Below are 13605 nucleotides of genomic sequence, written 5' to 3' on the forward strand. Positions count from 1 at the left end.
TGTTCTGCTGCGGGGATTCACAGAGCCGCCGCCAGGCAGTAATCTGGACGTCGTAGGGCAACCGAATGCGAGAGGAGCGCGCCGTGCCAGAATTACCAGAAGTTGAAACCAGTCGCCGCGGTATTGAACCGTATCTTGTCGGGCACAGCATCCAGTATGCGGTGGTGCGCAATGCGCGTTTACGCTGGCCGGTCTCCGAGCAGATCCTGGCGTTAAGCGATCGGCCGGTGCGCAGCGTCCAGCGTCGCGCCAAATACCTGTTGATTGAACTGGATGCCGGCTGGATTATTGTGCACCTCGGCATGTCCGGCAGCCTGCGCGTGCTGGCGGAAGAGGTCGAAGCCGGCAAGCATGACCACGTCGATCTGGTGATGAGCAACGGTATGATTCTGCGCTATACCGACCCGCGTCGCTTTGGCGCCTGGTTGTGGTGTGAAGACCTGGCAACCAGTAACGTGTTGGCTCACCTGGGGCCGGAACCGCTTGGCGATGCCTTTGACGGCCAATACCTGTTTGATAAGTCACGCAATAAGCGCACGCTGATTAAACCCTGGCTGATGGACAACAAGCTGGTGGTAGGCGTTGGAAATATCTATGCCAGCGAGTCGCTGTTTACCGCCGGGATCCTTCCTGACCGTCCCGCAGGATCTTTGAGTTTGCCAGAGTCCGAACTGCTGGCGAAAACAATCAAGGCCGTGTTGCAGCGCTCGATTGAACAGGGCGGAACCACGCTGCGTGATTTTCTGCAATCGGACGGGAAACCGGGATATTTTGCACAGGAATTACAGGTTTACGGACGCACCGGCGAGCCTTGCCGCGTGTGCGGTACGCCGATTGAGAGCGCGAAGCACGGGCAGCGCAGCACCTTCTTTTGCCGCGGCTGCCAGCATTAAGGATTAGATGGACGCCAGCTTTTCCAGCAGCGCCTTGGTGACGATATCCGGCAGGAACGGAGAGATGTCGCCGCCGTGGCGCGCCACCTCTTTGACCAGCGAAGAGGAGATAAACGACCACTCTTCTGACGGCATCAGGAAGACGCTTTCCAGCTGGGGCATCAGGTGGCGGTTCATATTGGCCAGCTGTAATTCATATTCGAAATCCGATACCGCCCGCAGCCCGCGCACCAGAATATTGGCGTTTTGATGTTCGGCAAAATGCGCCATCAGCTCGCTGAAGCCCAAGACTTCCACGTTATCCAGATGCGCGGTTACCTGCGTCGCCAGTTCGACGCGCTCATCCAGCGTAAACAACGGTTTTTTGCTCGGACTGGCGGCAATGGCCAGAATCACGCGATCGAACATCATTGACGCCCGGGTCACCAGATCCAGGTGGCCGTTGGTCATGGGATCGAAAGTTCCGGGGTAGATGGCTTTACGGGTCATGATTTACTTCTCTGAGTAGTTGCGGCCCAACGCCCACAGTGCGGCGTACTTGTTGAAGGTATATTGCGCGTTAACCACGGCTAACAGCAACCCCTGTTTACCGTCAAGAAAGCCGGCGCGCAGCAGCCAGGTTTTGCAGAAGGCGCCAAGCGTATGGGTGAGTATGGAGAAGTAACCACAGCGTTTGCCGGCGGCGTGGCGCTGGTTGGCCCACTCCTGTGCGTAGTGCAGTTGTTTGCGCTGGAAGGTGAAGAAATCACGGCAGGTTAGGTGCAATAAATCGCCCTGTAACGGTACGATGCGCGCGCCGTGCGTATTGAGCGACTCGTGCACCAGGTCGTCGTTATAGCGGTAGCGTTCACGCGCATACAGACGATTGACGCGGTCCGGATACCAGCCGCTATGGCGCATGAAACGGCCAAGAAACAGATTACGCCGTCCTAGGCTGTAAATCTGGTCGTCATCCGCGGCGTTCAGCACCTGTTCGATGGCGCGGCGCAATTCTGGCGTAACACGTTCGTCGGCATCGATCATCAACACGTAATCGCAGCTGGCGTAGCTTTGCGCGAGCTGGCGCTGTTTGCCGAAGCCTTGCCAGTTACGGTTGATGAAGACTTTGGCGCCAAGGCTTTCGGCAATGGCCGCCGTATCATCCTGGCTGCCGGAGTCCAGTACGATAACCTCATCCGCCCAGCTGACCGACTGCAGACAATCCGGCAGCAGCGCGGCTTCATTTTTGGCGATCATCACGACCGACAGGCTTTTGCGGTTTTCCATCAGTGGCTCCGGGGCGGCAGATAAGGCTCCAGCAGATGCAGCAGGCGTTGCAGCGCGCCTTGGTTCTGATACAGCACTTCAACGGCGTGACGGCCGTAGTAGCGGCGATAATCCTCGTCGGTCAGCAGCGTATCCACTTCTTTAACCAGAGAATCGGTATCGGTGACGGTAATCAACCCTTCAGACTGGGAGAGCTTGCCGCAAATATCCTTAAAGTTAAAGGTATGCGGGCCCATCAGTACCGGAATGGCATGCGCTGCGGCTTCCAGCGGGTTATGCCCGCCACGCTCCACCAGGCTGCCGCCGACGAAGGCCAGATCGGCAATGCCGTACAGCAGCATCAGTTCGCCCATGGTGTCGCCGATCACCACCTGGGTGCTGCTGGAGGGAATTTCGCCGCTGCTGCGGGTGGTGTAGCTGAAGCCGGCCTTTTGCGTTAAATCTTTGGCGGTCTGGAAGCGTTCCGGGTGGCGCGGCACCAGAATCAGCAGCAGGTCGGGATGTTTTTCCAGCAGCTTACGGTGCGCCGCCAGCAAGATGGTCTCTTCCCCTTCATGCGTGCTGGTGGCTATCCATACCGGACGCCGCGGCGCCCATTGGCGGCGCAGCGTAACGGCCCGGGCAGCCAGCTCCGGGGTAACGGAAATATCAAACTTCAGGCTGCCGGTGACGGTTAATTGAGAGCGCTTCAGCCCTAGCTCGATAAAGCGGTCGCCGTCTTCCTGATTCTGCGCGGCGATAAGCGTAATGCGGCGCAGCATATCGCGCATAAAACCGCCGATCTTTTTATAGCCGGCGGCGGAACGGGCAGAAAGGCGCGCATTGGCGATCACCAGCGGGATCTGGCGCTGATGCAGCGCGTTGATCATGTTTGGCCACAGTTCGGTTTCCATGATGATGACCAGCTTCGGGTTAACCTGGTCGAGGAAACGGTGCATGGAACCGGGCAGATCGTAGGGGAGGTAGACGTGATGCACATCTTTGCCGAAGGCGGACTGGACACGCTCTGAACCTGTCGGGGTCATTGTGGTCACAGTAATCGGTAAAGAGGGGTAGCGGTGGCGCAGGGCGCGCACCAAAGGAATGGCGGCGAGCGTTTCGCCGACGGAAACGGAATGCAGCATGATGCCGTCGGGAACCACTTTTCCGGCGCAGAAACCATAGCGTTCGGCCCAGCGCTTGCGGTAGGCCGGCGCTTTGCGGCTGCGCAGCAATAAGCGAAGCCAGATCAGGGGCTGAATGAGGTAGAGGAGTACCTGATATAAACGCAGCAACATTCTATCAATTTCATTTTTATGGGTTATTCGGAATAGTACCATAATCGGCAGGGAAAGGCGCTAATTTGGTGGCTTCGGGCACCAGTTTCAGACAACAGACGGGTGGTTTCGTCGATAGGGTTGATATGAAAAATATTTTAATTATTCGCCGCGATAACATTGGCGATCTTGTTTGCACTCTCCCTTTGATTGAAGGCGTAAAAATTGCATATCCGGACGCAAAGCTCTATTTGCTAATTAACAAAATCAGCCAGGACGTTGTAAAAAATAACCCGCATATTGAAAAGGTTTTTGTCTATAAAAAGGCAAAGCACAAAGCGAAGAATGAAACAACGCTGGGGGTGTATTTCGAGCGCCTGCTGATATTCCTGAAATTGCGGAAGATAAAATTCGATGCGGTGATTCTGGCAAACCCCGTTCCCTGTAAATACAGCCTGCGCCTGGCGAAAATGGCGGGCGCCAAACATATTATCGGCGCCGATCTCGGCTCACCGGAGATAACCCGGCCGTTCAAGCGGGAAGATTTTAACGGTAAGCATCAGGTGGAACATACCTTTAGCTATTTGTCGGCGATCGCTGAACGGCAAATAGCCATTCCACCCGTGCGGGCTTATTTAAGCGCCCAAGAGCAGCAGCAGGCGCAGCAGCGTATACAGGCGCTATTACCGCAAGCGGAACGTATTTATGCGGTGCATATCAGCAGCCGGATGGCCAACCGGCGCTGGCCGCTGGAGCGCTATGCCGAGATTATTCGCCGTTTGACCGATGACCCGCGTAATTCGGTGCTGATATTCTGGTCGCCGCAGGGTACGCTGGCGCCGGATGATATCGGCGACCAGCAGCGCGCTCAGCAACTGCTGGCGCAGTGCGACAGTCAGCGCGTTGCGCTGTACCCGACGGCGTCGGTACGTGAGCTGCTGGCCGCGTTTGAGCGCTGTGACCTGGTGTTGTGCAGCGACGGCGGGCAGATGCATCTGGCGGCGGCGGTAAACAGCACGCAGGTGGTATTCTTCGGCGATACCGACAAGGATTCCTGGCACCCGTGGTCGGGTAAATACGCTATTTTGCAAACGGCATCGGGTGAGTGCGCCGACGTGACGGTCGATGAGGTGTGGGAGAAGATCGGCGCGCTGAGCGCGTAGATTGTTCTTGGCTGCCCGTGAGGCAGCCAGGCGTGCAGGCTACGGACGTTTTATTAACGAGAGATACTTGTCGATAATATGTTCGTAGTCGAATTTTCGATACATATCCGGGACGATCTCGGGGGGATTGTCCCACGCCAACCGTAGCTTTTCCGCAAGGGACTGCGCGTTCATCGCGGACATATAGGGGGCTAACTCACCGGTCATGATTTCAGCCACGCCGCCGGGGCTTTGCGTGCTGACAATCGGGGTATGACAAATCAACGCCTCGATCAGTACCGTCGGCAAACCTTCACTATCGGAACTGAGCGCCACGATTTTTGCTCCGCTGATTGCAGGCAACGGATTTTGCTGGAAGCCGGCAAGAATCACCTTATCCTGTAACTGCAATGCCGCTATTTTTTCCGTGATTGCTTTTGTCACAGACTCTTCACCCTGCCCGATCAGAACCAGTTTGCCCGGCAACTGGGCCAGCGCAAATGCCTCTAATAGCCGATCGTGGCGTTTTACCTGGTGAAAACGTCCTACGTGCAAGACGTAATCTTCACCGGAGAATGGGTTGGCAGCGGCGGCGCGCTGTTTGATTTCTGGAATATGGAAAGGGTTATAGATGGTGATAAGCTGCGTAGGCTTGATACCCACCTGCTGGACCACGTCCTCGCCTACCGCATCGGACACGGTGATGAGCTTGCGATGTTTATAGACATGCTGCATTTTCCGCTGTTTAAGCCAGCGGCTCAGGCCGGTTTTGTTTCCCAGATACGAACGTGAAAACATGCCGTGAATGCAATGCCAGACATTATTTGCGCGCAGAACTTTTGAGCGGACAACGATACGGTCGGTTTTGTGCAGGTTGGAGATAACCAGTTTTGGTTGCCCAACTTTCGCGAAGAGCTCGACGAGCAATGCATCGAGCGAGGCTGCCCGTCTGGAGAGTTCGGTCAGTTTGCGCAATGGGCCGCTTCCGCGGTCCGCATCAACGATATAATTAATGCCCGCAGGGATTTCATAATCGCGCTTATTGCTTAATGACAGCAGGGTGACGTGATAGCCACGCTGCTGAATGCCTTTGGCGAGGGCCAGAGTGACGTTTTCAGCGCCGCCACCCGGTAACCCGTCGATAATAAACAGAATATGTTCTTTCATGATGGCAGTACGCTCTGATATAGCGAAACCAGCTGCTCGGACAGGCGCGCCGGCGTTGCCGGCTTAATGCGCTGTCGGGCCGCTTCACTCATGGATGACCCCAGCGCCTGCCGCGGTAAATCGCGCACTGCGGCGGTTAATGCCGCGACGTCCAGCGCATCACACACAAAACCGTTTTGTCCGGCGGTGATAAACTCCGCACCGCCGCATGTGGTGCTGGTAATCACCGGCAGACCACATGACATGGCTTCCAGAATAACGTTGGGGAATGGGTCATACAGCGTGGGCAGCAGCAGGCCATCGGCGGCCTGATAGAAAGGCAGCGTCTGTTTCTGCACGCCCATAAAGCGGATGCGATCGCTGCAGCCTAACGATTGAGCCAGCGCGCGATAGCGTTTTTCCGCCTTGTCTTTGCCCACCACCAACAGATAACTGTCGGTAGCCGCCACGGCGCGGATCGCCGCCGCAAGGCCTTTGCGCTCGAAACCGGAGCCGACGAAGATCAGACAGTGCGCCTGTTGCGGAATCTGGTATTGCTGGCGCAGTAGCTGCCGTTGTGCATCGTCGGCAGGCAGGAACTTCTGGCTATCGATGGCATTGTAAATCACTCTGATTTTATCTGCGGGAACGCCAAAATCGTCGATGATTTCCTGTTTGATCATTTCTGCGTTGCAGATCACCGCCTTCAGTTCGGGCGCGGCGTACATCGCCCGTTCGGCGCACATCACGTAGCGGTGGTAACGGTTGGAGAACAGCCATTTACGGCGCCACTCCGGCAGCAGGCGCGCACGCTGCAGCAGCCAGCGGCGGTGCACGCCGTCGCCGGCCCGGTAAATATCGCAGCCGGCGATGCGTTCATGACTTTGCACCAGATCGAACCGTTCTTTTTGCCACAGCGCGCGCGCCGCTTCGGCAAAGCCGCGCTCCCGGCTGATGCGCCCGAGTTTGAACGGGTCACACAGGTGAATATGCCAGTTTGGGTTGGCGTCGCCCTGCCATTCGCGGGTGATGACGTTGAGTTCGAGGTCCTGCTGTTCCAACGCCTCTAAAGCACGGGAGACAAAACGCTCAGCCCCGCCGTCCGGGCGGTATTTTTGACGAACAATCGCCAAACGCAATGCGGTCATGAAAGCTGGCTCCGCGCGGCAGTAATCACCGCGTCTGTAGGAATAAGGTTAAGGTAACGCTCATCGGTACCGGTGTTAACCGCGTCCGGATCGGGCAATGGCCCGTAGTCGCCGGCCCAGATAACCTGGCCGATAACCTGCCATGGGCGCCAGAACGTCAGCTTGGACGGGCCAAACAGCGCGATGCAGGGCGTTTTCAGCGCGGCGGCCATATGCATGGGCACGGAGTCTACGCCAATAAACAGCCTGGCGTGATCGATGATTGCCGCCAGTTGCCGCAGGGTGAGCTGTCCTGCCAGCGACACAACGCCCTGTTTGGGGCAGTGTGCCAGAATGTTGTCCACCATTTTACGCTCTTTCTCATCGGGGCCGGAGGTAATGACCACCGTGCGGCCATCGGCCTGCAGAGCGGTGATGACCGCCGCCATTTTCTCTTCGCTCCAGCATTTAAAGAACCAACGCGAGGTGGGCTGCACGACGATATAGTCATGCGGTACATCGTGCTGCTGTAGCAACGCTTCGCCGGCCTGCCGGTCTTGTTCACCATAGCTCATGGTAACCTGCGTATCGCTGAGCGTCAGACCGAGCGGCTGCAGCAAAGAAAGGTTCTGCTCCACCGTATGCAAGGCGTCATGGGCTTCGACGGAGACGAGTTGCGTATGGCAATGCTGCCAGAGAAAACCACGGCGTTTGGGGAAAGCAAAGCCCAAACGGATGCGTGCGCCCGTCAGACGCGTAATCAGCGCGCTGCGCCATTGGTCGGCCAGGTTCACCACCAGATCGTAACGTTGCGCCTGCAACTGGCGGATCAGGCGCCATTCATGGCCCATATGAGCCTTGGCGCCCTGTTTTTTCCACTGGCGGTCAATGGCGAATATCCGTGATATTGCCGGATTGCTGGCTAACATATCCTGCGTTTCCTGGTACAGCAGCACGTCTATCTGCGCCTGCGGGTAGTTAGCTTTCAGCGTATTGATGACCGGCGTGGTCAGCAGCATATCGCCGTGGTGGCGCAGCTTAATAACTAAAATACGCTGTATCGATGTGGCTGGGATCGGTGCTGACGCGTCGTTCATCGTGATTCGCTATATGGGAAACCAGCGAATGATTCTAAATGACCCTCTCGCATGTGGCTACTGTTGCGGATTTTTCTTGTAGAACGTGGAAAAATAGAGCGATAAAAGTGACAAATCCGTTGCGCCGTTGTCCAAACCTGACGGCGAAGTCGTTTGCTCACGGCAGGCAGGCTGCGTAACATATTTGTATATTATTGATATCAGGCGCGATATTTATGACTAAACCGGCATTTCTCATCACGATAGATACTGAAGGCGATAACCTGTGGCAGAACCACGATCGTATTACGACTGACAATACCCGCTTTTTACCTCGCTTTCAGGCGCTGTGTGAGAAATATGCGTTTAAACCGGTTTATCTCACCAACTATGAAATGGCGGTTGATCCGCAATACGTCGAATTTGCCCGTGATGTGATTGCGCGCGACACCGGTGAAGTGGGCATGCATCTGCATGCCTGGAACAGCCCGCCGTTGACGCCGCTGACCGATGACGACTGGCGACATAAGCCTTATCTGATTGAGTATCCGGCCGATCAAATCCGCGCCAAGGTCGACCATATGACCAAGCTGCTGGAAGATGCCTTCCAGACTAAAATGCTGAGCCACCGCGCCGGGCGCTGGGCTTTCAACGAGTATTACGCCGAGCTGCTGCTGGAATATGGCTATCAGGTCGACTGTTCGGTCACACCGCGGATCAACTGGCAGTATTCGCCGGGCAACCCTCAGGGCAACGGCGGCACCGACTATCGGGCGTTTCCGGCGCACGCCTACTTCATCGATCCGCAAAATATTGCGCGGCCGGGTCAGTCCGGCCTGCTCGAAGTGCCGATGAGCATTCAATACAAGCATTCCGGGGCGATGAACGCGATTAAACAGGGCTACGATCGCCTGCGCGGCAAGCGGCGTTCACCGTCGGTGCACTGGCTGCGTCCTAGCGGCAATAATCTGGCGCAGATGAAGCGGGTTGCCGAGCTATCTTTGGCGGAAGGCAATGATTACGTTGAGTTTATGCTGCACTCATCTGAGTTTATGCCCGGCGGCAACCCGACGTTCAAAAATGAGCAGGATATTGAGGCGCTGTATCGTGATTTGGAGCAGTTCTTTAGTTGGATGCACGGCATTGCGGTAGGTAAAACCTTGGCTGAATATTATCAGGGTGTAGTCGGTAAAAAATGAGAGAGAAAAAGAAATTCAAAATTGGGCTGAGCGATTCTCTGCTCGGACTGTTGTTCCGTCAGGCGTTGGCGACACCGGAAAAAAAACGGGCGTTATCGACGACAAACTTTGACAGCATTCTGGTGTATTCAACAACGGCGTTAGGCGATTATATGTTCAACTCGCCAGCATTGCGGGCGATTCGTCAGCGTTACCCGTCTGCAAAGATTACGCTGGTGGTGCATCCGAAGTATAAGGATCTGATAACGACGCGCGATTTTTACGATGACGTATTGTTCTGGACCAACAAAGCCAGCGATATGTTTACATTGGTCAGCCAGGCTAAAAAGCGTAGGCCGCAGCTGGCGATTTTACTGCATTCCCATTTGCCGTATGACGTTGTCAGCGCCGCGATGGCCGGGTGCCAGTATATTGTGCGTGATAACTATGCCAAACCGGTCGGCAAGATGAACCGCTGGCTGACTTACGGCTTGGATGAATTCGATGAGCACGTCATTGCGCGTAAAATGAAGCTGGTTAGCGCGTTGGGATGTGAAACGGATAATGTGGCGATGGCGTTACCCTGTGCCTATGAGAAGCAGCCAAAGGCAGAAGGCGTGATACGCATCGGCTTCCAATTAGGCGCGTCAACGCTTGTTCGCTGCTGGCCGCCGGAATATTACGCTGAACTGGCGCAGCGGCTGATAGCCAGCGATAGCCGCATTGAAATTGTAATGATCGGCTCCGCGCCTGAAAAATGCCTGGCGGAAGCGTTGATGCAGCATGTTGAACCGACGCTGCGGGATAAGATCACCAGTCATGTGGGGAAAACGTCGCTGCCGCAGCTGTTGGGGGTTATCGCCTCGATGGATTTATTGGTGACGGGCGACACTGGGCCATTGCATCTGGCGATTGCCTTGCGGGTGCCGACCTTGAGTCTGTTTGTGACTGAAAATCCCTGTCGCAGCGGGCCTTATCAGGATAAAGGCCGACATGAGTATATTTACTTGCCGCTGGAGGATCCGCGGGTGGTTGATGAGCAGGCCCCGCTGAGAGCGATATCCGTCAGTGAAGTTTTTGAGTACGTTGAGCGCATGCTGACGCATTGAAAAAAGAGCGCTTATTGCGCTCTTTTTTTGTCTTGGGAGCCTCTTTAGGCTTTGTCTTCCTTTACGCCGCAAGAGGAGGGGTTATGCGAAGCTGGCTGCAGGGAAAGGTAGATCGCTAACATCAGCGTCAAGTTGGTGACGAAACGCTGATCGATAAATAATGTATCCACCATACCAATCAGAATTGTTGGTAATATAAGCAACAGTAGCATCGCGTTTGTATACATGTATCTGATGCTGGCCAGAAATACTAACGTGAAAAAGCATAATAATGCGATTATGCCCGCGATACCCTGCAGGGATCCCGCCTCAATAAAATCGTTATGGAGGTGATACGCGATGTTGCGCAGGGCTTCCGGATTACCTCCTTCGTGGCTGTCGATGTATTGGGTTGCGTTAGCAAACCTGACATCGGTGCTTTGCCCTCCAGGTGATTGAATTATCGTATGTATTCCTGCTTTCCACATACTGATGCGCGAGCCGAGTGATGTGTCGCCATTGCCTTTTTGATAGTTACTGATTTCATTGATGATGTCAGTGAGGCGTGCCGTCGCTGTTGAAAATAAATGGCTGGCCGCAGTTGCCATAACGATGGCAATCAGGGCGGATAGCAAAATGGTTTTTAGCGTCAGATGGTGGCGACGACAGAAAAAAATCAGTAGAAATATTGGATAACTCAACAGTGTCGCACGCGTTTCTGTCAGGAAAATAATCCAAAGACTTAATAAGATAACAATAGCTATCGCTATGTACTTATAGCGCCATGATGTCTTATGAATAACATATACAGTTAACAATGACTGTAGCGTATAAATATACGCGGTTATCGTGGAGACCGTATTAATTTGCAAACGTAGATCGGGCGTTTGTTCATGCAGGTAGAGTCCGATACCTGACGTATAAAAAAATCCGAAGATCAGTAATCCCTTGGCAAAAACTTTTACTTTATGGTTGATTTGGCTATGTAACGAGCCAAGCATCATGATGAGTACGGCGCCGCATAGCAAGCGTGTCGCGCTGGTTAGATATTCATTATGTGTTTCTAATACTTCGGAGGCAGGAAAGCGCCATAGCCAAACGGCTTGGCTTAATCCTATACAGAACACAGCGACGGAGATCAACGCCGCATCACGGGAAATAGCCCATGACTTACTGATAACAAAGGCCGCCGTAGCGAAGAAAACGGCCAGGTAAAATGCATTTCTCGTAATCGTGCTATCGGTCAAACTGGTTGATGCGGCAATAATGGTAAACAAAAAAGCAATGGCAGCCAGGTTGGCAGTGCTTAATTTACGAAGCATGCAAAACTCCGTTCTAACTCTTTGACGAAACGAGTATAGTCAAATTCCGCATTAGCATGATGCATCGCGTTATTACTGAGCGTCAGATAACGGTTCTGTGTAATGATGTTGATAATTTGTTGTGCGCAACATTCAGGATCCAACGCTAAAGGCGGCGCCATTTTCTGGGTTACCGTGTTGAAGACCCGGTGTGGGAAGTCAATGTCAATATCTGTTAGCGCATGGTATTGCTCAAAGGTTAGGGTTGGCGCAATGCCTATACCGCATTCGCCGTCGGGGATCACTTCGGGTTGCCCGTCAATAAGCGGGAAAATCACCGGTACGGCGTGATATAACGCTTCCATACAGGAGAGCCCGAAAGGTTCCGTCACCGGAGAGCTGATGTAAAAATCGATACGGTCAAAGAAGGATGTCAGATCCTGTTGGAATCCCAGAAAATGAACGTATTTCTCAACGCCCAGTTTTGTGACTAGTGCACGTAACTTTGCTTCATCCGGCCCTTTTCCGGCAATGTACAATTCAGCATCAATACCTTTTTGCCGCAGGGCATTGAGTGTCAGAATAGAAACGCCGATACCTTTCAGTGATACGAGACGGGAAGCTGTGCCTAACACCACACGCGTTGTCGGGGCCACGGTTTTGGGAGAGATAGTGGTGGGTGGCGGCACGCAGTTGCTGACGATTTCTATCGGGCAGGTCAGCTTAAAACGTTCCTCTAATACGCGTTTGGATGCGAAACTGACAGCAATGCAGCCGTCTACTTTTTCGAAAAACCCCAATGTTTTCGCATTCAGCGGGAAACGCCAAGAGCAGCCATGATCGTAATAAATCGTTTTGCTATTGCGTATCTTGCGCGCCAGATTTGGGACGAAATCCCAAAAGATCACCAGGTCGGCCCGCTGTTTTTCGATTTTTCGCAGTAAGGCGGACTTGCGAAGGAATACCGGATACTTCAGAGCACGATCGTTGATGACGCGGTTGGCGAACAACAGGGGGTGTCACCCAGTTCACTGGCTATTTCTGGCCCGATTTTATTACTGATGCAAAGTATGCTATCGCTGCCAACCGTCGCGTTATGTAAGAACTGCAGGAAAATCTTCTCGGCGCCGCCCATTTTTTCTAAATTGATTACGTGTAGCCGCTTCATGGCTGTGGCTCCTGCAGCAGGGTAAATACGTCATTCGCTGAAATAGTGCTCATCATGTTGTTTGACGATTTTTTTGCTATTTGGTTCTGCCCATAACCGCCGATTAATCCAGGATCTGTCGGGCCGAACAGCGTAATATTCGGCCGATCGAGGGCGGCGGCCAAGTGGCTGAGGCCGGTATCCACCGACACCACGCTTTTGGCGCCGGCCAGCACCTGTGCAACCTGCTCCAGGCTGAGTTTCGGCAGTACCTCGACATGCGGGAAGCCTTCCGCCAGACGTAGTGCGCGCTGGTGTTCGTGTTCGGCGCCCCATGGCAGCTTGATGCGCAGCCCGGTTGGCGCAACCAGCGAGATCAGCGCGCGCCAGTTTTCTTCCGGCCAGTGTTTCTCATCGCGGGTGGTGGCATGCAGGAACACCAGATATTGCCCGGCGTCCGCCGGCGGCTGAGTGAGAAAACGGGCGGCGATGGCGTAGTCGCCATCGGTGTCGGGCTTGGTGTAGCCGAGGCTTTTGGCGAACAGCTCGCGGGTACGCTCCACCGCGTGCTGTTGTTTATCGATGTGATGACGATGGGTGTAGAACCAGCTGGCAAACGGCTCGCGCGCGCTTTTACAGTCTTGCCCGTGCTTGCTGCCTTTGGCAACGCGGGTCACCAGCGCGGCGCTTTTGATCAGGCCTTGCGCATCGATCACCACATCATAATCGCGTTCTTGCAGCTGACGTTTAAAGTCGCAGCGCTGTTGACGGGTTTCACTGCCGAACCAGTTTTTGCGCCAGCGGCGAATAGCGACCGGAATCACCCGATCCACTGCCGGGTGCCAGGTGGGGATCTGGCGAAAACCTTCTTCCACCACCCAGTCGAAGCGAATACCTGGGATGGCGTTCATCGCATCCGTCAGCGCCGGCAGCGTATGCAGTACATCCCCCATGGATGAGGTTTTGACGATCAGCACCTGCATGG

Annotated in this window: 13 protein-coding genes; 4 read left to right on the forward strand and 9 right to left on the reverse strand. The window is 54.4% G+C overall.

Going from position 1 to position 13605, the window contains the following annotated elements; genetic code table 11:
• Positions 1-83 precede the first annotated feature (83 nt).
• The gene (mutM, locus tag FO014_RS10395) at positions 84-893 is read left to right on the forward strand and encodes a bifunctional DNA-formamidopyrimidine glycosylase/DNA-(apurinic or apyrimidinic site) lyase (RefSeq protein WP_160029428.1); all 810 of its coding nucleotides are present in this window, start codon (positions 84-86) and stop codon (positions 891-893) included.
• 3 nt (positions 894-896) lie between these two features.
• Here mutM and coaD read toward each other — a convergent pair whose 3' ends face one another.
• From coaD to waaA, 3 genes are read right to left on the reverse strand one after another with little or no spacing between them, the layout of a single operon-like run.
• The gene (coaD, locus tag FO014_RS10400; RefSeq protein WP_160029430.1) at positions 897-1382 is read right to left on the reverse strand and encodes a pantetheine-phosphate adenylyltransferase; all 486 of its coding nucleotides are present in this window, start codon (positions 1380-1382) and stop codon (positions 897-899) included.
• 3 nt (positions 1383-1385) lie between these two features.
• Positions 1386-2159 carry a glycosyltransferase family 2 protein gene (locus FO014_RS10405; RefSeq protein ID WP_160029432.1) on the reverse strand — a complete coding sequence of 258 codons (774 nt, stop codon included), beginning with the start codon at positions 2157-2159 and terminating at the stop codon, positions 1386-1388.
• A complete protein-coding gene (gene waaA, locus FO014_RS10410) occupies positions 2159-3436 on the reverse strand; it encodes a lipid IV(A) 3-deoxy-D-manno-octulosonic acid transferase (protein WP_105233085.1) in 1278 nt (425 codons plus the stop codon). Before waaA ends, FO014_RS10405 begins: the two co-directional genes overlap by 1 nt.
• 125 nt (positions 3437-3561) lie before the next feature.
• On the opposite strand from waaA, the gene FO014_RS10415 reads away from it, so the two are divergent.
• Positions 3562-4578, forward strand: coding sequence for a glycosyltransferase family 9 protein (locus tag FO014_RS10415; RefSeq protein WP_160029434.1), 1017 nt, complete (start codon positions 3562-3564; stop codon positions 4576-4578).
• 39 nt (positions 4579-4617) lie between these two features.
• On the opposite strand, the gene FO014_RS10420 is transcribed toward FO014_RS10415, so the two are convergent.
• Genes FO014_RS10420 through rfaQ form a run of 3 tightly spaced genes read right to left on the reverse strand, consistent with a single transcriptional unit; the run spans position 4618 to position 7927 of the window.
• Positions 4618-5724 (reverse strand): glycosyltransferase, encoded by a 1107-nt coding sequence (locus tag FO014_RS10420; RefSeq protein ID WP_160029436.1) that lies wholly within the window; start codon positions 5722-5724, stop codon positions 4618-4620.
• Positions 5721-6851 (reverse strand): glycosyltransferase family 4 protein, encoded by a 1131-nt coding sequence (locus FO014_RS10425; RefSeq protein ID WP_160029438.1) that lies wholly within the window; start codon positions 6849-6851, stop codon positions 5721-5723. Before FO014_RS10425 ends, FO014_RS10420 begins: the two co-directional genes overlap by 4 nt.
• Positions 6848-7927: a putative lipopolysaccharide heptosyltransferase III gene (rfaQ, locus tag FO014_RS10430; RefSeq protein ID WP_160029440.1), complete on the reverse strand. Its 1080-nt coding sequence runs from the start codon at positions 7925-7927 to the stop codon at positions 6848-6850. Before rfaQ ends, FO014_RS10425 begins: the two co-directional genes overlap by 4 nt.
• Positions 7928-8142: 215 nt before the next feature.
• On the opposite strand from rfaQ, the gene FO014_RS10435 reads away from it, so the two are divergent.
• Positions 8143-9105: a polysaccharide deacetylase family protein gene (locus FO014_RS10435; protein WP_160029442.1), complete on the forward strand. Its 963-nt coding sequence runs from the start codon at positions 8143-8145 to the stop codon at positions 9103-9105.
• A complete protein-coding gene (locus FO014_RS10440; RefSeq protein ID WP_160029444.1) occupies positions 9102-10193 on the forward strand; it encodes a glycosyltransferase family 9 protein in 1092 nt (363 codons plus the stop codon). The genes FO014_RS10435 and FO014_RS10440 overlap by 4 nt, the downstream gene beginning before the upstream one ends.
• Before the next feature lie 44 nt (positions 10194-10237).
• Here FO014_RS10440 and FO014_RS10445 read toward each other — a convergent pair whose 3' ends face one another.
• The 3 genes from FO014_RS10445 to rfaC form a co-directional block, all read right to left on the reverse strand.
• A complete protein-coding gene (locus FO014_RS10445) occupies positions 10238-11494 on the reverse strand; it encodes an O-antigen ligase family protein (protein ID WP_160029446.1) in 1257 nt (418 codons plus the stop codon).
• Entirely contained in the window at positions 11479-12483 is a 1005-nt protein-coding gene (locus tag FO014_RS10450; protein ID WP_160029448.1) for a glycosyltransferase family 4 protein, read from the reverse strand. The genes FO014_RS10445 and FO014_RS10450 overlap by 16 nt, the downstream gene beginning before the upstream one ends.
• A 154-nt stretch (positions 12484-12637) precedes the next feature.
• The gene (gene rfaC, locus FO014_RS10455) at positions 12638-13603 is read right to left on the reverse strand and encodes a lipopolysaccharide heptosyltransferase RfaC (RefSeq protein ID WP_160029450.1); all 966 of its coding nucleotides are present in this window, start codon (positions 13601-13603) and stop codon (positions 12638-12640) included.
• Between the last annotated feature and the right edge of the window lie 2 nt (positions 13604-13605).

The organism is Serratia rhizosphaerae (assembly GCF_009817885.1).
In the GTDB taxonomy this organism is placed as follows: domain Bacteria; phylum Pseudomonadota; class Gammaproteobacteria; order Enterobacterales; family Enterobacteriaceae; genus Serratia_B; species Serratia_B rhizosphaerae.